Genomic DNA, 20658 nt, shown 5'->3' with positions numbered 1-20658 from the left:
TGCTCCGCTGGCCTCATCGAATGTGCGTCAGTTTGCATGTGTTGTGCGTTGGCAGGGGGCTTTTTTTGATGCCGTTCTAAAGTCCTCAGGCCGCCAGCTGCTGCGCTTTGTCGAGCGCCTCCTTGCGCTTTTGCAAGCTGGCCAGCATGTCGAAGTCGGCCGGGAAGTCGTCGACCTTCACGACTTCGGTGCTATAGCGTGCGTAGTCCTCGAGGACCTGGCGTTCGTCGGCGTCGATCACGCCTTTCTGCTGCGCGGCGGCGGTCCACGCGGCCAGTTGCGGCAGGTTTTGCGGCATCGGCGCAAGCAGGCCTTGCCTGACCGCGTCGCGCAGTTTCTGATCGATCTGCGTGACGCGCGGGTTCAACTGGAACGCCAGTTCGCCGTAACCGAGCGCATCGACATCCGGATGCGGCACGTACGAGTCCGACACGAGACGATCGCGCGCCGCGCCCGGCGTTTGTATCAGCTCGGCAATCTCGGTGCCGAGCCGGTCGGACGGCTCGCGATGCGGCAGGCCGAACGGAAACGCGAGCACCCGCACGAGGCGCGCGGCGAGGCGGTTCGGATAGTTGGCAAGCACGCCGTCGATCGCCTGTTGCGCTTTGTACAGCGAATCTTCGACGCCCCAGCGTACCAGTGGCAGATCTTCTTCCTGACGGCCTTCGTCCTCGAAACGCTTGAGTGTCGCCGAGATCAGGTACAGCTGCGACAGCACGTCGCCGAGACGCCCGGAAATGCGTTCGCGCCGTTTCAGATCGCCGCCGAGCACGAACATGGAGACGTCGGCGAGCAACGCGAAGGCGGTCGAGATGCGGGTCGCCGCGCGGTAGTACGGCAAGAGCGGCGCATACGCGGTGCGCGGCCTGGCGATGAGCGCGCCGCCGCTCACGCCGTAGACGAAACTGCGCACCACGTTCGACAGTGTGAAGCTCACGTGGCCGAAAAACGCCGCATCGAAATCGCGCAGCGCTTTGGCGTGACCGGTTTCGCGCATCGCGGCCATTTCCTTGAGCACATACGGATGACAGCGGATCGCGCCCTGGCCGAAGATGATCAGGCAGCGCGTCAGAATGTTCGCGCCTTCCACCGTGATGGAGATCGGCACCTGCTGATAGGTGCGCGCGAGGAAGTTCGACGGCCCCATGCAGATGCCCTTGCCGGCGGCGACATCCATGCCGTCGTTGATGACCATGCGGGCGCGCTCGGTGATGTGATATTTCGCGATCGCCGAAATCACCGACGGTTTTTCGCCGAGGTCCACCGCATGCGCGGACAATCGGCGCGCGGCGTCCATCACATACAGATTGCCGCCCATGCGGCCGAGCGCTTCCTGCACGCCTTCGAACTTGCCGACGGCGGTGCGGAACTGGCGGCGTATCGCGGCGTAGGCGCCGGTGCCGCGCACGGCGATCTTCGCGATCCCGACATTCGACGACGGCAGCGAAATCGCCCGGCCCGCCGCCAGGCATTCCATCAGCATGCGCCAGCCGTTGCCGACCTGCGCGCGGCCGCCGATCACCCAGTCGAGTGGAATGAAGACGTCCTTGCCCGAGTTCGGACCGTTCTGGAACACGGCATTGAGCGGCCAGTGACGCCGTCCGATGACGACCCCCGGATGGTCGGCCGGAATCAGCGCGCAGGTGATGCCGGGCTCTTCATCTGAACCGAGCAGGCGGTCGGGATCGAGCGCGCGAAACGCGAGGCCGAGCACAGTCGCGATCGGGCCGAGCGTGATGTAGCGCTTGTCCCAGGTGACGCGAAAACCCAGCATCTCGCGGCCTTCAAACGTGCCTTTGCAGACGATGCCGAGGTCCGGAATCGCCGCCGCATCGGAACCGGCGTAAGGATTCGTCAACGCGAAGCAGGGGATCTCTTCGCCACGCGCGAGGCGCGGCAGATAGTGGTTCTTTTGCTCTTCGGTGCCGTAGTGCATCAGCAATTCGGCGGGGCCGAGCGAGTTCGGCACCATCACCGAAACGGCGGCGGCCGAACAGCGCGTCGCGAGCTTCATGATGACCTGCGAATGCGCGTAGGCGGAGAACTGCTTGCCGCCGTACTGCTTCGGAATGATCATGCCGAGGAAGCCCTGATCCTTGATGTACTGCCAGGTTTGCGGCGACAGGTCCTGCCACACCATGGTGGTTTCCCAATCGTTGGCGAGATCGCACAGATGCTCGCATTCGTTATCGAGGAACGATTGCTCCTCGGCGCTCAGCCTGGCCGGCCCGTAGCCGAGCAGCGTGTCCCAGTGCGGGCGGCCCGAGAACAGTTCGGCGTCCCACCAGACGGTGCCGGCTTCGATCGCGTCGCGCTCGGTCGGCGACATCTCCGGCAGGATCTTGCGGAAGGTATCGAGCACCGGCTTCGTGAGCCACGCGCGGCGCAGCGGCTTGAGCGTCAGCACCAGCGCCGGCAGCACGAACAGGATGGTCAGCAGCGTTGCCGCTACCGGCCCCGCCGCGCCGCTGACGTGCGCGGCCGCCACCCACGCGATCATGAAGGCAAGCCACCATGACGCGCGTGCCTGAACGTAGACGAGCGCAAGCGCGGCGATGACGAGCACAAGGATGAACCACGGCATGACGTTTCCTCCTGTTTCGATGGTGCGTGCGAACGCATCCACGAGGCGCGCACGGCTCGCGTTCTGTTGTTGATCTTCTGCTGGCGGTTTGGCAGCGTTCGCCGCGCTTTTTGCTCGCCTTCGAGTCGTGTTTTCTGTTCGACAGCGCGGCGGCGCTTAGGTGCGGCTTAGGTGCGGCCTAGATGCGGGATCTGGACGCGCTGCTCAGCTATGCGGCATTCATGATGTTCCGGTGCGCACCTGGAGGTTTGTCTGGATTCGAGCCCGGCTTCGAGCGCGACGGCGTGGCGTGTACTCGCCGTGCCGCATCGCGCGGCTTGTGTCCGGGCGGCCCATGACGGCGCCGCCCGGCAGGCTGCGCTCAAGCCGTGCCGTGCAGCGCATGATGAAACGAACTCGCCTCGACGCTGCCGCCCGGGCGCTCACCGTCCGGCGCGGGCGAGGCCGCCGCCGATCCGCTCGAAGCCCGCCGCGCGGTAGCCGCCGCCGGGTTGGCGCAGGCCGTCTGGCCTTGCTCGCCGCCGTCGGTGGCGTCGCCCAGCACGGCGGCGAACGTGGCCAGCTGGCTGCCGTCGGGCAGCGGCGCTTTGAGCGCGGCCACCATCAGCGAAGCGAGACGTGCGATCAGTTGCAGATCGTTCATCGACCTGCCCTGCGAGAACTCCGAAATCAGGCTGTCGGTATCGGTGCCGGCCAGCACGCCCGACAGCGCGCCGATCGCGAAGTGCAGACGCCAGCCGAGTTCTTCACGCGGCAGATGCGGCAGCGCGCGCTGGAACGCATCGAAGAAGCGCATGGCCACCGATTCGTAATGCGCATTCAGGAAGTCGCGAATGAAGGCTGACGGATCGGTATAAGCGCGCCCGAGCAGCCGCAGGAACGCCTTGCCGCCGATGCGCGGATCGCGCGAAAGCCGTAGCGCCGGAATAAACATCGCGCCGAGCACGTGCTCGCAGGTCAAGCGCGGGCCGAGCATGTAGTCGAAGCGGTCGAGCAGCTTGAGCCGCTCATGATTGAGCTGGTCGAGCCGGCGCGACAGCATCGAGTGAATCAGCGATTCCTTGCTGCCAAAGTGATAGTTGACCGCCGCGAGATTCACTTCGGCACGCGAAGTGATCTGGCGCAGCGACATGGCCTCATAGCCGCATTCGATGAACAGCGTTTCCGCCGCGTCGAGGATGCGGGACTTCGTGTCGCCGGCATGCCGGCCTGTTGTGCGAACTGCCATGTTGCGTCTCCCAGTTGCCGGGCGTCCGGCCGCAAACAAGCGATTCAAATGAGTATTTGGAACAGCCGTTTTTTTTCAGGATAAGGAAGGATGAACTTGGCGATCAAGGGTTCATTGTCGATTAACTCCTCTAGAAGACCTGACGAGAGTGGGGCTGCGAACCCGCGCGACACGTCAAGGCGCGCGGCAATAAAAAAGGCCGTTCCGATCGAAATCGGAACGGCCTCGTATGGCTTGTTACCCTGGGCTTGTTACCCTGATTTGGCCCTGCGTTGGTTCTTTTGCTGCGTGGCGGTTCGAGCCGCCTTGGCGTCTATTGTGCCCGATAACGGGCCGGGGAAATAGCTGTTTGGTTCGAACGCTTAAATCTGTGCCGCCACCTCTTTCGCGGACTGGGTCATGTCGATGCCGCGGCGCTCGCGGCTGAACGGAATCAGCGCGGCGATCACGATCACCACGATGCCGATCACGACGGCCATCACCAGCGCGTAGTTGTTGCCGTGCGCTTCGGCGGCGCTCGCCTGCAGCGGGCCGTTGACGGACGCGATCAGATTGCCGAGCTGATACACGAGGCCGGGGAAGGTCGCGCGAATTTCATCGGGCGAGATTTCGTTCAGATGCACCGGAATCACTCCCCACGCGCCTTGCACCGAAATCTGCATCAGGAAGGCGCCGGCCGCGAGCAGCACAGGCGTGGTCGAGAACGCCCACAGCGGCAGCACCGGCAGCGCGATCAGCGCGGCGATAAAGATTGCGCGCTTGCGGCCGATCTTCTCCGACAGAGCACCGAAGAACAGACCGCCGACAATCGCGCCGATGTTCAGCGTGATCGTGATCCAGGACACCGTATGCGCGTCGAACTGATGCTGAACGCGCAGGAAGGTCGGATACAGATCCTGCGAGCCGTGCGAAAAGAAGTTGAACGCGGTCATCAGAACGATCGCGTACAGCGACAGCCCGATATGCTGCTTCAACGTGGCGACGAGACCCATGTGCGCTTTCTTTTCGAGCGTTTTGAACGCCGGCGACTCCGGCACGTGTGCGCGTATGTACAGCACGAGCAGCGCCGGCAGCACGCCGACGAAGAACATGCCGCGCCAGCCGATGTATTGATAGAACACGCCGAACACGATCGACGCGAGCAGATAGCCGCTCGGATAGCCGGCCTGCAACAGGCCCGACACGGCGCCGCGCGACTTCGGCGGCACGGTTTCCATCGTCAGCGCGCCGCCGACGCCCCATTCGCCGCCCATCGCGATGCCGAACAGCGCGCGCAGCACGAGCAGGGTGGTCAGATTCGGCGAAAAGCCGGACAGCAATTCCAGCAACGAGAAGCACGCGATGTTGACCATCAGCGTGGGGCGGCGGCCGAACTTGTCGGCGAGCCAGCCGAAAATCAATGCGCCGAGCGGACGCATCATCAGGGTCAGCATAATGCCGTAGGCTACTGCCGGGATTTTCGTATTGAACTCCGCCGCAATATCTTTCAATACGAAGACCATTAGAAAGAAATCGAATGCGTCGAGTGTCCAGCCCAGATAGGCGGCGATCGTGACGTTTCTCTGTTCCCGGGTCCAGTTCATTGATTGTTCTCCAGAGTCTCCATTAACCCCTGACGACGGGCGCCTGCGCGGCCCCGCACGCCCCGCAGCCTGCGGCTTCGAGCGAGTGTACGCCGAGCGTTAAGCGCTTGCATGAATGATCCGGCGTTTATACGTATTAGTACCTGGAGCGAATTGCGTCCCGAATCTTTATGCATGCCGGATGTCTGGAAAATGTAATTATTGTATTTTTGCGGCGGTCATCCGCCGTTGGCCGCATGCCTCATGGGTGCTCGAGGCGCAAGAGCGCATCTGCGAGGTCGTCGAGCGACAGCGGCTTGGTGAGGTGGCAGTCAAATACGCCAACGCCTGCCTCGTGGTGGCTGGAGTCATGGGTATAGCCCGTCAGCGCCACCAGCTTCGTCTGGGAGCACTGTGCGCGCAGGCGAAGCAGCTGCGCCAGCTCGAAGCCGTCCATGCCGGGCATCGTGATATCGATCAGGGCAACGTCCGGGGTAAATGACTCCACGATCCGCAGCGCGTCGGGTCCGCTCTGTGCCGGCCTGACTTCGTGCCCATCCAGTTCCAGCAACGTGCCCAGTGCCTCCGTGGTGTCCGCGCTGTCGTCCACGAGGAGGATGCGCATCGGCGCCATCGTGTGCCACGCGGTCATGGCCGCTTCGCCCGTGCTGGCGCAGACAATGGGGAGTTGCAGGCTGACTTCCGTCCCCTGGCCTTCACCGGCGCTCGCAATCGTGACGGTGCCGTTGTGAGCTGCCACCAGATGCTTCACGACGGCGAGTCCAATTCCGAGCCCGCCTTCCGCGTGCCGGCGTGCAGAAGGCGACTGGGCAAACATGTCGAAGACGTGCGGCAGCAGTGAAGCTGAAATGCCCGCGCCGCTGTCCTTCACCTTGATGAGCGCGGTGTGGGGCGAGGCATCGTGTATCGACCCGTCGCCGAGGTCCGGCGCCTCTACCAGCAAAGTAATCTCGCCGTCAGGCGGCGTGTATTTCACCGCATTCAACAGCAGATTCGACACGACCTGTGTGAGGCGGGCAGGGTCCGCGTGAACGGTCACCGGATACGGCGGAACGGTGACATGCAGCCGGTGCCCGCCGTTGTTGACGTCGGCCTTCAGTGCCGTTACCGCGTCCGCCACGATGTCCTGGAGCAATCCGTATGACGGACGCACGGAAAGTTTGCCGTGCCTGATCCGGGAAGCGTCGAGCAGGTCGCTGACGAGCCGTTTCAGTATCCGCATCTGCCGATCGGCGATGCCCAATGCGGACAACACGGCGGGATTGTCGGTAGCCAGCTTGCGCGCCGCCTTCAGGGCGCTGTCAATCGGGGCAATGGGATTGCGCAGTTCATGACTCAGGGTCGCAATGAAGTCGTCCTTGCGTGCTTCGACCAGCGCCAGCGCATTCCTTGCTGCCTCCGCTTCGGCCGCGCGGGCTTCCGCGTCGGCTTTCGCCCGGGTCATGGAGAGCGCCGCGCAGGTGAAGTTCGCCAGACTGGTCAGGATCCTGAGGTCCTCGGAGTCAAACAGATGCGCCTTGTCGTGCGACATCACCCACACCGTGCCCCATGGCTCGGGTTCGCCTGGAATCGGCACGACCAGTTGTTCGATAACCTCGGGCGTAACGTGTTTCAGGCATTCAAAGTGGCGTTGCGGAAACGAGAACAGCTGCCCGGCAGCCAGTTCGATCGTCACGCCGTTCGGACTGTCTTCAACGGGCGCGGTGGTGTTGATGGCGGCAACGCACTTGCCCGACACGGCGACCCATCTGAAGACCGGCGCGCCGTTCGTGTCGCGTTCCAGCAAGCCGATGCCCGCGCTGCCCGCCTCGCATAGATCGAGCGCCATGTCGGAAAGCGTTTGCAGCATGGCGCCGTCCGAGGAGGTCAGCGCTCGTGCCAGACGATGCATCGATTCGCTTTCGGCAGCGAAGTCGGGTGGTCGATGTGAGCGCGCGCCAAGCGCTGGTGTGACCAGGGTGCCCGCGCGCCGCGCGCGGTCCGCTGCGGATTGCGCAGACGGTCCGGCCATATGGCCTCCAAGGCGTAATTGGTGTCGGGATGCACGCGCAAGGGACGGCGTGCAGACTGAATTGTAGTCCGCGCTTGTCGTCCGCGCGGCATAAACCGCCTGCAAGGCGAGGCGGCAATGTGAGGCGGCAATGTGAGGCGGCAATGTGCGGCGGCAAGGCGAGGCGGCAATGCGAGACGGCAATGCGGTCGCCCGCGAGGCCGGACATGCCCTTCGGGTACGCTTGTTGCGCCGATAATCTGCTCCTCCTTCGACGTATGCGCGGCACCTGAATTGGCGACGGTACTTCTAGTTGATGACGATCCGAATATTCTACGTCCGCTCCAATTACTGGTGGAACGCGAGGGATATCGTGTGCTGACTGCGCGCGATGGCGAAGCGGCCCAGGCCGTCGCTGCGATCGAGAGTCCGAGTCTCATCGTGACCGACTGGATGATGCCGCGCGTCGATGGCGTCGAACTGTGCCGGCGATTGAAGGGCGACGTCGCGACGGCCGGCATTCCGGTGATCATGCTGTCGGCCGCGCTGCCGCCCCATCCGGCTGAGCCGCTATGGGACGTGCTTTTGCTCAAGCCTGCCCCGATCGCGCGACTGATCGGGACTATTCATAACCTTCTCGACAAACCTCAACCGGACGCGCCATGAAGGACACGCGAGTGGTGAACGCTCAGGTGTGCGGATCGACAGACCGATCGCCGCGCCGCGATGGAAACCGCGAAACGCAATACCAAACGCAATATGTTTCGGAACCGTGATCGGGGCCCTGCGCGGTTTCTGCAGAGGAATAGGCGAAGGCCCGCGCGGCGGTCGGACTTCCTGTGATGAAAGCGGCACGTATGCCGCGAGTTTTTACACTTCATTGCAATTTGTGCACGGCACCGCGTGAAGAGCCGCATTTCCGCGGTGTCTGCGTTGGCATGCTGATTGCGTCGTCGCTTTTAAGAGGCTTCGCGCGTTGGCCGACGGCGAACGCGAGGTTTCTCGCCCGGTGTAGAGGCAAACCATGCAGGAGAGTTTGCGATGAAATCGAACTTCAGAAACATCATGGTGATCGCGGCAATCGCGCTGCTGACGGCGGGAGCGGCGGGCTGCAAGCGCGCCGACACCAGCAGCGGCGCCGCTACGGGTGCGGATAGCGCCGGCGCAATGAGCGGACCTTCTGCCGCGAGTGGCGCAGCCGCCGCGGGAGGCATGAGTAAGGCCGCGTCAGGCGCGAGCCAGTAGCCCGCCTGGCGTTTCGCCGGCTGCCGGCATGCACGAGGATCGAGGAGGGCGAGGAGCGGCCCGCGGCGGGCAACCGTCGCGGGCCGGCTCGCCAGGCACGGTCTGCCGTCCAGCCGGTTATCCTCCACGTACGTAGTGGTCGGAAACCACGCGTCGCCGGTGAATCCAGGCGATCGCCAGTTCGATCGCCTGGTCCATTGCCTCCTGTGCCTGTCCGAAATCACCGTCGACGCCGACCGAGCGCTCTTCTCCGTCCCGATCGACGATCGTCGCGGCGGCGGAAAATCGTCCACCCTTCGCGGCGGTCACAATCGGATGAATGAGGCAGCCGCCATATTCAATAGCGTTTCCGTGTTGCATGGTGACCTCCCTCTGCGATACGCCTTCATTCCGAACCCGGAAGCAGCACGCGCGCCACGCGCGCTTCGACTGCAAAAAGTCCGCGCTTCCAGGACCTCGACCTGCGCTTTTGATCGTAACGCTTCCCGCACTCGACGGCACGCCTTGCCGTGCAGAAGGCGTGCGTCCCGAACTCTCGCGCACACAAGACCCGCGCGTCGCCAGGGTTATGCATATGGGCATAGACTGAGGATGAGTCGCCACTGATTCGCGGCAGCACCGCTGGCTGAAAAAGAAAAGAAACCGCGGGCTCGACGGCGGCACTTCCTGTCTGGACGACAGGCGGAACCGGCACCGGCCGGCCAGTTCGCCATCCGCAGGTCCTGGTGAGCGCCGCCGTCGACGGCCCCATTGGACCCATTGGCCCCATCGGGTATGACCGAATGCAGCACGCTGCCCGGCCTCCGCATCCGGCAGGCGGCGTGTGCGGCGCGCGCGATCGACGAGGCGACTGAAGGAACATTGAAGGAACGATTGACGGAGGTGATGCATGAGCGTCTCCACGAGCAGTTTCGACGAGCTGATCGGTCGCGAATACCCGCATGGTTTCGTGACCGAGCTGCTGGCCGACGCGTTGCCGTGCGGATTGAGCGAGGACGTGATCCGGCTCATTTCCGCGAAGAAAGACGAGCCTGAGTTCATGCTCGAATGGCGGCTCACAGCCTATCGGCACTGGCTCACCATGACCGAGCCGCGTTGGGCGACGATCCAGCATCCGCCGATCGACTATCAGCGCATCGTCTATTATTCCGCGCCGATGGCGCAGAGGAATCGTCCGAAGAGTCTCGACGAAGTCGATCCGGAACTGCTGCGTACTTACGAGAAGCTGGGCGTGCCGCTGGCAGAGCGCGAACTCCTCGCGGGCGTGGCGGTGGACGCCGTCTTCGACAGCGTTTCGGTGGCCACGACGTTTCGCGAAAAGCTCGCGGAACTCGGCATCATCTTCTGTTCGTTCTCGGATGCCGTGCAGCACCACCCCGAGCTGGTGCGGGAGTATCTCGGCTCGGTCGTGCCGCACACCGACAATTTCTTCGCCGCGCTGAATTCCGCTGTGTTCAGCGACGGCTCGTTCTGCTACATCCCGCCGGGCGTGCGCTGCCCGATGGAGTTGTCGACCTACTTCCGCATCAACGCACAAAACACCGGCCAGTTCGAGCGCACGCTGATCATCGCGGACAAAGGCGCGTATGTGAGCTATCTGGAAGGCTGCACGGCGCCGATGCGCGACGAAAATCAGCTGCATGCCGCGGTGGTCGAACTGATCGCGCTGGAAGGCGCGCAGATCCGCTATTCGACTGTGCAGAACTGGTATCCGGGCGATGCCGCGGGCAAGGGCGGCATCTACAACTTCGTGACCAAGCGCGGCGACTGCCGCGAGGCGAATTCGAAGATTTCGTGGACGCAGGTGGAAACCGGTTCGGCGATCACGTGGAAGTACCCCAGCGTGATTCTGCGAGGCGATAACGCGGTCGGCGAGTTCTATTCGGTCGCGCTGACCAATCACTATCAGCAGGCCGACACCGGCACGAAGATGATTCACCTCGGCCGCAATACGCGCAGCACGATCCTGTCGAAGGGCATTTCGGCGGGCCACGGCAAGAACGCGTATCGCGGGCTCGTGAAGGTCGGCCGCGCGGCGGAGGGCGCACGCAACTACACGCAGTGCGATTCGCTGTTGCTCGGCGCGCACTGCAGCGCCCATACGTTTCCGTATATCGAAGTCAAAAACCCGACCGCCAGGGTCGAGCACGAAGCCTCGACCTCGCGCATCGGCGAAGACCAGTTGTTCTATTGCCGGCAGCGCGGACTGTCTCCTGAAGACGCGGTGTCGATGATCGTCAACGGTTTCTGCAAGGAAGTGTTCAAGGAGCTGCCGATGGAATTCGCGGTCGAGGCGCAGAAGCTGCTCGGCGTCAGTCTGGAAGGCAGCGTGGGATAACCACGATATTCGTGAGGTAGACGAACCATGCTTGAGATCAGCAACCTGCAAGTCGAAGTCGGCGGCAAGCAGATTCTGCGCGGCATCGATCTGAGCGTGAAGGCCGGCGAGGTGCACGCGATCATGGGCCCGAACGGCTCGGGCAAGAGCACGCTCGCGCATGTGCTGGCGGGGCGCGAGGACCTGGCCGTCACGGGCGGCGCGGTGTCGTATCTCGGACGCGATCTGCTGGCGCTCGCGCCTGAAGAACGCGCGCGCGAGGGACTCTTTCTCGCGTTCCAGTATCCCGTGGAGATACCCGGCGTCAGCAATATTTATCTGCTGAAGGCCGCGTTGAACGCGCAGCGCCGGCATCGCGGCGAGCCCGAACTCGACGCGATCGAGTTCCTGCAACTGATCAAGGAAAGAATGACGCTGATGCAGATGGACGAGACGCTGTTGTACCGCGCGATCAATGAAGGATTCTCCGGCGGCGAGAAGAAGCGCAACGAGATATTGCAGATGGCGGTGCTGGAACCCCGGCTCGCGATTCTCGACGAAACGGATTCCGGACTCGATATCGACGCCTTGCAGATCGTCGCGCGCGGTGTCAACAGCATGCGCGCGCCCGAACGGGCGATCGTGCTGGTGACGCACTATCAGCGGCTGCTGGATTACGTCGTGCCGGACCGCGTGCACGTGCTGGCGAACGGCCGCATCGTGAAATCGGGGCCGCGGGAGCTGGCCGAGGAACTGGAGCGCAAGGGCTATGGCTGGATCGAGAATGAGGTGGCGCATCCGGCCGCTCGCGCAAGTGCGGGGCATCGATGAAAGACAAGTCGCTCGATCCTTTCCATGACGCTTTCAGACACGTCGCCAGAACCTTGCCCGGCGCCGAGTTGCGGTGGCTGCGTGTCGCGCGCAACAGCGCCTTCGACCAGTTCGACGCGCTCGGCTTGCCGACCACGCGTCAGGAGGACTGGAAATACACGGACGTGTCGGCGATCGGCAAGCATGCGTGGCATTTCGCGCCGCAGCGTTCCGGCAGTGCGGCCCGCATCTACGATAGCGAGATGCGCCGCAGCGTCGATGAACTCGCGCTGGATCAGGCTGGTTACCGGCTGGTCTTCGTCGATGGACGCCACGTGCCGCGGCTGTCGAAACTGAACGGCTTGCCGCACGGCGTATTCGTGGGCTCGCTCGCGCGGGCGTTGCGGGAAATGCCGCAACGGCTCGAACCCACCATCGCGGCGAAGACCTATGCCGACGGCTTTGCGGCGTTGAATACGGCGTTCATGGCGGACGGCTTCGCGGTCGTGCTGCCGCCCGGCGAGGTCGTCGATCAGCCGCTGCACATGCTGTTCCTGAGCGACGAGTCGGGTCTGGCCGTGCAGCCTTTCAACATCGTGCTGGCAGGCGCGCGTTCGGGCTGCACAATCGTCGAACATTTCGTCGGACTGAGCGATGAGGACTATTGGACCAATGCGGTCACCCGCATCGTCGCGGACGAAGAGGCGGATGTGCAGCACTACCGGTTGCAGCAGGAAGGTCCGAAGGCGTTTCATATCGCGTCGGTGGTCGCGGCCCAGCAGCGCGCCAGCCGTTTTACCTCGCACGCGTTCGCGTTCGGCGGCGCGCTGTCGCGTACAGGCATCGGCACGAGCCTGAACGCCGCGAACGCGCACGCCACGCTGAACGGTCTGTATTTCGTCGGCGGGCGGCAGCACGTCGATCACCACACGCGCATCGACCACGCCGACGTGCATGGCACGAGCCGCGAGTACTACCGCGGCGTGCTCGACGGCGCCGCGCACGGCGTGTTCAACGGGCGCATCATCGTGCATCCCGATGCGCAGAAAACCGACACGCATCAGTCGAATCACAACCTGCTGCTGTCGCGCGACGCTGAAATCGACACCAAGCCGCAGCTCGAGATCTACGCCGACGACGTGAAATGCACGCACGGCGCGACGGTCGGCCAGCTGGACGAGGATCAGCTGTTCTATCTGCGCGCGCGCGGCGTCGAAGAGCGCATGGCGCGCTCGCTGCTGACCTACGCATTTGCGCGCGACGTCGTCGAGCGTGTGCGTATCGATTCGCTGCGCGGCCGGCTCGAAGACGTGCTGCTCGCGCATACCCCGGAAGGGGCGCGCATCAGGGAGTTGCTATGAAGCCGATCGAATCCATGCGGGCGCCGGATCCCCGCAATGTCGCGCACTGGCGGGCTGACTTTCCGATTCTGGGCGAACGCGTGCACGGCCAGCCGCTGGTCTATCTCGACAACGGCGCCACGACGCAAAAGCCCGCTTCGGTCATCTACGCGGAAAACGCTTTTTACCGTCATGGCAACGCCAATGTGCATCGCGGCGTGCATCTGCTGTCGCTGCGCGCGACCGATGCCTACGAAGCGGCACGCGCGAAAATCGCCCGCTTCATCCATGCGCGGCGCCCGGAGGAGATCGTGTTCGTGCGCGGGACGACCGAAGCGATCAATCTGGTCGCGCAGAGCTACGCGCGGCCGCGGCTCGCGCCCGGCGACGAAATCCTGATCAGCGCGATGGAGCATCATTCGAACATCGTGCCGTGGCAGCTCGTCTGCCAGCAGACCGGCGCGGTGCTGAAAGTCGTACCAATCGACGATACGGGCGCGCTCGATGTCGACGCATACGAAAGCCTGCTCGGCGAGCGTACCCGGCTAGTTGCGATCACGCATCTGGCCAATGCGCTCGGCAGCATCAATCCGGTGGAGCACATCGTTGCCGCCGCGCACGCGAAGGGCGTGCCGGTGCTGCTGGACGGCGCGCAGGCGATCTCGCATCTGCCCGTCGACGTGCGCGCGCTCGATTGCGATTTCTACGCGTTTTCCGGGCACAAGGTGTACGGGCCGACCGGAATCGGCGTGCTGTACGCCAAGGCTGAGCTGCTCGACGCGATGCCGCCATGGCAGGGCGGCGGCGACATGATCCGCTCGGTGACGTTCGAAAAGACGGAGTACAACGCAATTCCGTGGAAGTTCGAGGCCGGCACGCCGAATATCGCCGGCGCGATTGCGCTCGGCGCGGCCCTCGATTACGTCGACGCGATCGGCATGGAAGTCATCGCCGCGCACGAGGCCGGCATACTCGCCTACGCGACCGAAGCACTGCGGGCTGTTCAGGGCTTGCGCTTGATCGGCACCGCGGCCGACAAGGCGAGCATCCTGTCGTTCGTGCTCGACGGCGTGCATCCGCACGACGTCGGCACGATTCTCGATCGTCACGGCGTGGCCGTGCGGGCGGGCCACCACTGCGCGATGCCGGTGATGCAGCGTTTCGGCGTGCCGGCGACCGTGCGCGCGTCATTGGGCCTCTACAACACGCGTGAAGATATCGACGCGCTGATTGAAGGACTCGGCCACGTCGGGGAGGTATTCGGACGATGAACGATCTGAGCGAGCTCTATCAGGAGGTCATCTTCGATCACTACCGGCAGCCGCGCAATCGCGGCGTGCTGGCCGGCGCCAACCGCACGGCGGAGGGTTACAACCCGTTGTGCGGTGACAAGGTGACGCTGTATCTGAGGATCGAGGACGGTATCGTCAAGGAGGCGAGCTTCGAGGGCTCGGGATGTGCGATCGCCACCGCATCGGCATCGCTGATGACCGAAGCGCTGAAGGGCAAGACGGAAGCCGAGGCGCAAGCGCTGTTCGGGCGCTTTCGCGACATGGTGACGGCAAGCGCTCCGGTATCGGCGCCGGTGCCGGATCTGGGCAAGCTCGCGGTGCTGTCCGGCGTGCGTGAATTTCCCGCGCGGGTGAAATGCGCGACGCTCGCGTGGCATACGCTGCGTGCCGCGCTGCAAGGCGAGAACAGTACGGTATCCACGGAGTAGCGAATCATGAGCGAATCCGGTTGGTGGAAGCGGGCGCAAGCCCGCGACGACGCTGCCGGCTCTGACAGCGGCGACCTGAAAAGCCGGGTCATCGAGGCGTTGCGCACGGTGTACGACCCGGAGATTCCAGTCAATATTTACGACCTGGGCCTGGTCTATGGGCTCGATGTCGATGCGCAAGAGGGACGGATCGAGATCCGCATGACGCTCACCGCGCCCGGCTGCCCGGTCGCGCAGACTTTCCCGGCGACGGTGGAAGATGCGGTGTTCGAGGTGAGCGGCGTGAACGATGTGCACGTCGAACTGGTGTGGGATCCGCCGTGGTCGCGCGAGCGGATGTCCGATGCCGCGCGCCTGCAACTGGGGATGCTCTGACATGTCGGACTGGGTCGAGGTCGCCGCCATAGGGGATCTGCCGCCCGGCACGCACCGCACCGTGGAGGTGGACGGCGCGCAGGTGGCCGTATTCAATCTGGACGGCGTCTGCTATGCGATTGAAGACGTCTGCACGCACGACGGCGGCATCCTCACGGGCGGCGAGGTGAACGGCGACGTGGTGGTCTGTCCGCGTCACGGGGCCAGCTTTTGCATCAGGACAGGGAAGGTTCTCGGGCCGCCGGCTTACGAGGATGTCGCGACGTTTCCGGTTCGCGTCGAAGGCGGGTTCGTTCAGGTGCGGGACGCGCGGTGGGATTGAGCGTGGACGACGGTTGTGTACGACCCCGAATCGGCAGTGACTGAGCAAGGCATCCTGGACTTCAGGCTGCACCGCGCCACGCGTTGAAGCCGTTCCTGAAACGCCCGCACGCTCGACGCCTTCAATCCGGCAGCGAAGGCAGATATGCCGTGCGCCTCACGTTCGCCGGGCAGAATATCCGGAACTCTACCGGTCCTGGCGGAGGCGCATCCTCGACCACGCCGCACGCATGCAGCACGTGCTGCAGGGCGGATATCACCTGTCCATCCGGGTCCTGGTCGATGGCGATGTCCATCGTGTGTTCCTCGATGTATTGGCGGTGCAAGTCCAGCATTTCATGGCTCACCCAGACGACCTTCCCGGTCGCACCGAACTTGCGCAACGCGGCTTCGATACCGGGCGAGCCATACCCGCTGCTGTAGATGCCGACCAGATCGCCCCGCTTCAGTGCGCTGACGACGGCGCGATAACACCTGTCCGGGTCATCTTCGGTTTCCACCTCCGCGCTATCGCAGACGAGTTCCGGAAAGGATTCAGCAAGCTGTGCCCGGCAACCGCCGATCCGGTCGATATGGGCGCGATAGTCCTTGCGGCTGCACAGCAGCAGCACCCGTCCGGACCGTCTTGCAAGCCGGCCGACGAAGTAGCCCGCCGTGCGCCCGGCACACAGGTTGTCGATGCCCGCGTAATGCAGGCGCCCCACGTCGCGGACGTCGGTGACCATCGTGACGACCGGTTCGCCGCGTTCGATCACGGTGCGTAACGCATCGCGCACGCGCGGCGTGTCGTGAGTCGTCACGATCAGCCCCGATCGCTTGTAGCGCGGATGAAGGATCGCTTCGGTAATCACGTCGTCATCGGCTTCAGGAAGGGTCGACCGGTGCATGACGACCCGCTTGTCCAGCATCTGCATCGAGCGTTGCAGCGCGAGATTCAGACGGCCAAAGAAAGGTGTGCTGTTTTGCGGCAGGAGCACGTCCACATGCATCAGTCCGTGCCGCGTATCCGGCAGGATGCGCGGCACGGCGAGCTGCCGGGCCGCTGCCACGACGCGCGCGCGGGTCGCAGCCGACACACTGCCGCGTTCGTTGAGCACGCGATCGACGGTTGCCGGGCTCACGCCCGCCGCCTCGGCGATTTCGATAAAGCGCGCCGTGCGCTTACGCCGTGACGGCGGGGTGGCGTCGGTCATGTCGTTGTCTCCGGTTCGCTTGTCTGTTTTGTTCTGTTCCGTTCTGTCTGGCGCTCGTGATAATGGCGCAGCGCAGCATTATTTCGTGCCTTTTTTAACGCTAGGGGATTGACGAAAAAACGTCAATCTTTTCGTTGAGAGGAGTACGGCGGTCTCTTATCTTGCAGTCATCGCTTTGCCGCGCTCGTGACCTTCGGGACAGGCGGGAGAAGCCGATCTGAAAAAGAAAGGAGACGCAGGTGTCGAACTCACCTCTGAACATGCCATGCACGGGCAGCCTCGCAAACACCGGTGTCAGCGGGCGTGATGCATCCGCCGCACAGTCCGAAGAGAACTGGTATCGCCCCGACATCCCGCGCCAGACACTCAAGCAACTGATGAAGCGCAGCGACGCTGAAGGTCTGAAGAATTTCGGCCTGTGGATCGCGTTGCTGCTCGCATCGGGGGCGGCGGCGCTCTATGCGTGGGGCACGTGGTGGGCGATTCCGGCGTTTTTCGTCTACGGCACGATCTATTGTTCGAGCGACGCGCGTTGGCATGAGCTTGCGCACGGGACGCCGTTCAAGACGCCGTGGATGAATCAGGCCTTCTACCAGCTATGTTCGTTCATGACGATCCGTGAGGCGACGCTCTGGCGCTGGAGTCATGCTCGCCATCACACGCATACGATCATGGTGGGACGCGACCCCGAGATCCAGGTATGCCGCCCGCCGCAACTCGTCACGATCCTGCTGGATTTCTTCTATCTGATTGGCGGCACCACGGAGATCGTCAAGACCGTGCGTCATGCATGCGGGTCTATCAGCCCGGAAGTCGCCGACTTTGTGCCGGCCATGGAGCGCCGCAAGATGATCTGGATCAGCCGCTTCTACGTTGTCGTCATGGCCGCAGTGATCGGCTGGTGCATCGCGATCCAAAGCGTTCTGCCGCTGATGTTCGTGTGGACGCCGCGCTTTTACTGTGGCTGGTTCCACCAGACCCTCGGCCTCACGCAACACGCCGGCATGGCGATGAACGTTGCCGACCATCGGCTCAACACGCGCACGGTCTACATCAATCCGGTGTTCGCGTTTCTCTACATGAACATGCAGTACCACATTGAACATCACCTGCTACCGATGGTGCCGTATCACGCGCTGCCGAAACTGCACGAAGCGATCAAGACAGAGACGCCGCCTGCGTATCCGGGTCTCTGGTCGGTCTACAGGGAGATGATTCCGACCTTGATCCGTCAGACGCGCGATCGTTCTCACTTTATCCGTCGCCACGTGCCGCATCGCGAGCCGATGCGCTCGGCAACCTGAAAAACGTCCGGAACAGGGGGTATCTGAAATGGTGGATCAACGTGAATGGGTCGTCGCCTGCCAGACCGGCGACATCGATGAAGAAGACGTCGTGCGTTTCGATCATGGCGATGCAACCTTCGCCGTCTATCGCGTCGACGGCAAGTTCTACGCGTCCGACGGCTGGTGTACGCATGAGAAAGCCCATCTTGCGGACGGCTTCGTCTTGGGTAACGCGATTGAATGTCCGCGGCATCAGGGGCGCTTCGATATTGCAAGCGGCAAGCCGCTCTGCGCGCCGGTCTGTCAACAGCTGAAAACGCATCCGGTACGCATCGAAGGCGATGCGGTCCTGATCGGCGTGCCGGCGGCGGAGTGATCATGGCAAGCGACGCACATATGGTCATCGTCGGAGGCGGCCTGGCTGGCGCCCGCGCCAGCGCCGAACTGCGCGAGGCGGGCTTCGATGGCGCGATCACGCTCATCGCCAACGAACCGCATGCGCCCTATGACCGGCCGCCTCTCTCGAAGGCGGTGCTGCTCAAGGAAAAGGCGCTGGGTGATTGTGCGCTCTTCGGCGATACCTTCTTTGCCGACCATGCGATCGATCTGAAGCTTGCAGCCAGTGCGGTCGAAATCGATCGTGCGGCCCGCGCGGTTGTCCTCGATAACGGTGAGCGCATCGGCTATAGCCGGCTGCTGATCGCGACCGGCGCGTCGCCCAGAATGTTGAGCTTGCCCGGTTCGGAATTGTCTGGCGTGGTCACACTGCGCACTGTCGACGATGCCCGCGATCTCGCCGTGCGGCTCCATCACGGACAACATGTTGCGATCGTCGGCGGCGGCTTTATCGGGCTCGAAGTGGCGGCAAGTGCTGTCGCTGCTGGATGCAGTGTCACGGTCATCGAAGCCGGCGAGCGTCTGCTGATGCGCGCTGTGCCGCAGGCAATCGCTGCACGTATCGAAGCGCGGCACCGCGACGCCGGTGTGCAGTTCCGCTTTGGTGCGCGGTTGGCTGCCATCGCAGGTGCTCGTGCAGCTGAAGAGGTCCGTCTCGCCGACGGAGAGGTCATCCGCTGCGACACGGTTGTGGTCGGCATCGGCGCTGCGCCCCGTACGGCGTTAGCACAGGCAGCAGGACTCGACGTCGCGGACGGTATCGTGGTCGACGACCGTCTGTGCACGAGCGATCCCGACGTCTTCGCAGCGGGTGATGCGTGCTCGTTCCCGCATGCGCTGTACGGCTGCCGTGTGCGCCTCGAATGCTGGAAGAACGCTGAGGATCAAGGCCGCATCGCCGCGCGCAACATGCTCGGCGAAAACCTTCGTTACCGCGAAGTGCCGTGGTTCTGGTCCGATCAGTATGAGTTGTCGATTCAGATCGCAGGGCTTCCTGCATTCGGTCGTGGGACCGTCGTGCGCGAAACGGTCGATGCGTTGTTGCTGTTTCATCTGTCGGCGGACGGATCGTTGATCGCGGCAAGCGGCGTCGGCCGGGCGGTCGGCCGCGATATCCGGATTGCACAAATGCTGATCGGCCGCAACGCTCGTATCTCCACCGAAGAGCTCGCGGATCCGTCAGTGAAGCTCAAGTCGCTGCTTGTCGCCGAAGCGGCGTGAGCAGGACTCATCGCTCCGATACAAAGACACCATGAACCCCACACTTCACATCGGCGTCAATATCGACGGCGTGCTGCATCGCGATGACATGCCACCCGTCGATGCCGAAATGCAATTCCGGATGATCGCCGACGCGGGTGTGTTCGACTATGTCGAGATGAATCCGCCCGAAGGCGTCGCACTTGCGCGCTACGTCGAGTTGAGCGAGCGCTACGCGTTGCCGGTTCGCGTGATCGGCGGCATCTTTTGTGCGGGCCGCGACGAAGCGCATCTGCGGCACGTGATCGAGTGGGCGCCGCGCTTCGGCTCGAAGGTACTGAATTGCCAGCTCTACGCGAATCATGCCGACGGACATCGCCTCACCGATGCCGAGGTCGCAAGGTTCTACGTGCAGGCATGTGAGTGGGCCGCCCCGGCCGGCTGCCTGCCGAGCCTCGAAGTGCACGTTGATATGTGGAACGAAGATTTCACCCGCGTCGAACGAGTCGGCGAACTGTTGGCGCGCGACGGCATTGCACTGCGCCTCACGCTCGATCATTCGCATCTGATCTTCAAGATCGGCAATGACGAAGAACTCGATGTATCGCGGATCCGTGCGGAGGTCGAGGCGAGCGAGATCGTGCTCGATCCCGAGTCACCCGATGCGATCTTCAAACAGTGGATCGCGCGCGGCTGGGTTCATCACGCTCACGCGCGCAGTGTCATACCGGACAACCCACGCAATTCCCGCATGCGCCGCCCCGACGGAAGACCCGGCCGCGGCATTCAATACCCGTTCGTGCGTCCCCCTGCGGATCAATGGGACGGCAGCTGGGATGAGGCAGCGCTCCTTCCGTGGAAGAGCGCGGTACGGCATCTGCTCAACGCGCGCGTACAGGGTGGCGTTTCCACGCCGCAGCACATCAGCTGCGAGTTCATCCCGTTTGCCGACTACGGCGGCGGTGCCGGGTATTCGATCTTCGAGAACAACGTTGCGTGCGCCGCATGGCTGCGCAACACATGGCTCGCGCAAAGCGCCGGACAAAACGCCATAACGGCATGAACCTGAA

General features: G+C 63.5%; 19 protein-coding genes. 13 read left to right on the top strand and 6 right to left on the bottom strand.

Translation table 11 applies throughout. The features are described 5' to 3' along the window. Positions 1 to 85: 85 nt before the first annotated feature. From AC3WLT_RS09435 to AC3WLT_RS09420, 4 genes are all read right to left on the bottom strand, one after another. Positions 86 to 2584, bottom strand: a complete 2499-nt coding sequence (locus AC3WLT_RS09435; protein WP_492591614.1) for an acyl-CoA dehydrogenase — start codon at positions 2582 to 2584, stop codon at positions 86 to 88. A gap of 361 nt (positions 2585 to 2945) precedes the next feature. Continuing rightward, positions 2946 to 3812 carry a TetR/AcrR family transcriptional regulator gene (locus tag AC3WLT_RS09430; protein WP_492591613.1) on the bottom strand — a complete coding sequence of 289 codons (867 nt, stop codon included), beginning with the start codon at positions 3810 to 3812 and terminating at the stop codon, positions 2946 to 2948. Positions 3813 to 4174: 362 nt separating this feature from the next. Beyond that, a complete protein-coding gene (locus AC3WLT_RS09425; protein WP_492591612.1) occupies positions 4175 to 5395 on the bottom strand; it encodes an MFS transporter in 1221 nt (406 codons plus the stop codon). Positions 5396 to 5636: 241 nt separating this feature from the next. Continuing rightward, positions 5637 to 7181: a hybrid sensor histidine kinase/response regulator gene (locus tag AC3WLT_RS09420; protein WP_492591611.1), complete on the bottom strand. Its 1545-nt coding sequence runs from the start codon at positions 7179 to 7181 to the stop codon at positions 5637 to 5639. A gap of 357 nt (positions 7182 to 7538) precedes the next feature. Between AC3WLT_RS09420 and AC3WLT_RS09415 the strand changes: the two genes are divergently transcribed. Further along, a complete protein-coding gene (locus AC3WLT_RS09415; RefSeq protein WP_492591610.1) occupies positions 7539 to 8051 on the top strand; it encodes a response regulator in 513 nt (170 codons plus the stop codon). A 375-nt stretch (positions 8052 to 8426) separates the two neighbouring features. Further along, positions 8427 to 8630 carry a hypothetical protein gene (locus AC3WLT_RS09410; protein ID WP_492591609.1) on the top strand — a complete coding sequence of 68 codons (204 nt, stop codon included), beginning with the start codon at positions 8427 to 8429 and terminating at the stop codon, positions 8628 to 8630. Positions 8631 to 8747: 117 nt separating this feature from the next. On the opposite strand, the gene AC3WLT_RS09405 is transcribed toward AC3WLT_RS09410, so the two are convergent. Further along, positions 8748 to 8990, bottom strand: coding sequence for a hypothetical protein (locus tag AC3WLT_RS09405; protein WP_492591608.1), 243 nt, complete (start codon positions 8988 to 8990; stop codon positions 8748 to 8750). A gap of 529 nt (positions 8991 to 9519) precedes the next feature. On the opposite strand from AC3WLT_RS09405, the gene sufB reads away from it, so the two are divergent. The 7 genes from sufB to AC3WLT_RS09370 are packed head-to-tail and all read left to right on the top strand — an operon-like array spanning position 9520 to position 15514. Then, positions 9520 to 10968: a Fe-S cluster assembly protein SufB gene (gene sufB, locus AC3WLT_RS09400; protein ID WP_492591607.1), complete on the top strand. Its 1449-nt coding sequence runs from the start codon at positions 9520 to 9522 to the stop codon at positions 10966 to 10968. Between the two features lie 27 nt (positions 10969 to 10995). After that, positions 10996 to 11778: a Fe-S cluster assembly ATPase SufC gene (gene sufC / locus AC3WLT_RS09395; RefSeq protein WP_492591606.1), complete on the top strand. Its 783-nt coding sequence runs from the start codon at positions 10996 to 10998 to the stop codon at positions 11776 to 11778. Next, a complete protein-coding gene (gene sufD / locus AC3WLT_RS09390; protein WP_492591605.1) occupies positions 11775 to 13118 on the top strand; it encodes a Fe-S cluster assembly protein SufD in 1344 nt (447 codons plus the stop codon). Before sufC ends, sufD begins: the two co-directional genes overlap by 4 nt. Then, a complete protein-coding gene (locus AC3WLT_RS09385; RefSeq protein WP_492591604.1) occupies positions 13115 to 14368 on the top strand; it encodes a SufS family cysteine desulfurase in 1254 nt (417 codons plus the stop codon). Before sufD ends, AC3WLT_RS09385 begins: the two co-directional genes overlap by 4 nt. Further along, complete coding sequence (sufU, locus tag AC3WLT_RS09380) at positions 14365 to 14817, top strand: Fe-S cluster assembly sulfur transfer protein SufU (protein WP_492591603.1); 453 nt, start codon at positions 14365 to 14367, stop codon at positions 14815 to 14817. The genes AC3WLT_RS09385 and sufU overlap by 4 nt, the downstream gene beginning before the upstream one ends. A 6-nt stretch (positions 14818 to 14823) precedes the next feature. Further along, entirely contained in the window at positions 14824 to 15192 is a 369-nt protein-coding gene (locus AC3WLT_RS09375) for an SUF system Fe-S cluster assembly protein (protein WP_492591602.1), read from the top strand. 1 nt (position 15193) lies between these two features. Then, on the top strand, positions 15194 to 15514 hold the full coding sequence (locus AC3WLT_RS09370; protein WP_492591601.1) for a Rieske (2Fe-2S) protein: 321 nt from the start codon (positions 15194 to 15196) through the stop codon (positions 15512 to 15514). Between the two features lie 121 nt (positions 15515 to 15635). Here the strand turns inward: AC3WLT_RS09370 and AC3WLT_RS09365 are convergent, their stop codons facing one another. Then, positions 15636 to 16706 carry a LacI family DNA-binding transcriptional regulator gene (locus AC3WLT_RS09365; RefSeq protein WP_492591600.1) on the bottom strand — a complete coding sequence of 357 codons (1071 nt, stop codon included), beginning with the start codon at positions 16704 to 16706 and terminating at the stop codon, positions 15636 to 15638. Positions 16707 to 16945: 239 nt separating this feature from the next. Here AC3WLT_RS09365 and AC3WLT_RS09360 point away from each other — a divergent pair, with 239 nt between their 5' ends. Genes AC3WLT_RS09360 through AC3WLT_RS09345 form a run of 4 tightly spaced genes read left to right on the top strand, consistent with a single transcriptional unit; the run spans position 16946 to position 20651 of the window. Continuing rightward, the gene (locus tag AC3WLT_RS09360) at positions 16946 to 18010 is read left to right on the top strand and encodes a fatty acid desaturase (protein ID WP_492591599.1); all 1065 of its coding nucleotides are present in this window, start codon (positions 16946 to 16948) and stop codon (positions 18008 to 18010) included. Between the two features lie 28 nt (positions 18011 to 18038). Further along, a complete protein-coding gene (locus tag AC3WLT_RS09355; protein WP_492591598.1) occupies positions 18039 to 18368 on the top strand; it encodes a non-heme iron oxygenase ferredoxin subunit in 330 nt (109 codons plus the stop codon). Between the two features lie 2 nt (positions 18369 to 18370). Beyond that, positions 18371 to 19609, top strand: a complete 1239-nt coding sequence (locus tag AC3WLT_RS09350; RefSeq protein ID WP_492591597.1) for an NAD(P)/FAD-dependent oxidoreductase — start codon at positions 18371 to 18373, stop codon at positions 19607 to 19609. A gap of 31 nt (positions 19610 to 19640) precedes the next feature. Next, a complete protein-coding gene (locus AC3WLT_RS09345) occupies positions 19641 to 20651 on the top strand; it encodes a xylose isomerase (RefSeq protein ID WP_492591596.1) in 1011 nt (336 codons plus the stop codon). Positions 20652 to 20658: the final 7 nt, after the last annotated feature.

Source organism: Paraburkholderia sp. FW306-2-2C-D06C (assembly GCF_058781505.1).
The sequence above is the reverse complement of the archived record's forward strand: the minus strand, read 5'-3'. Positions and strand labels throughout refer to the sequence as shown.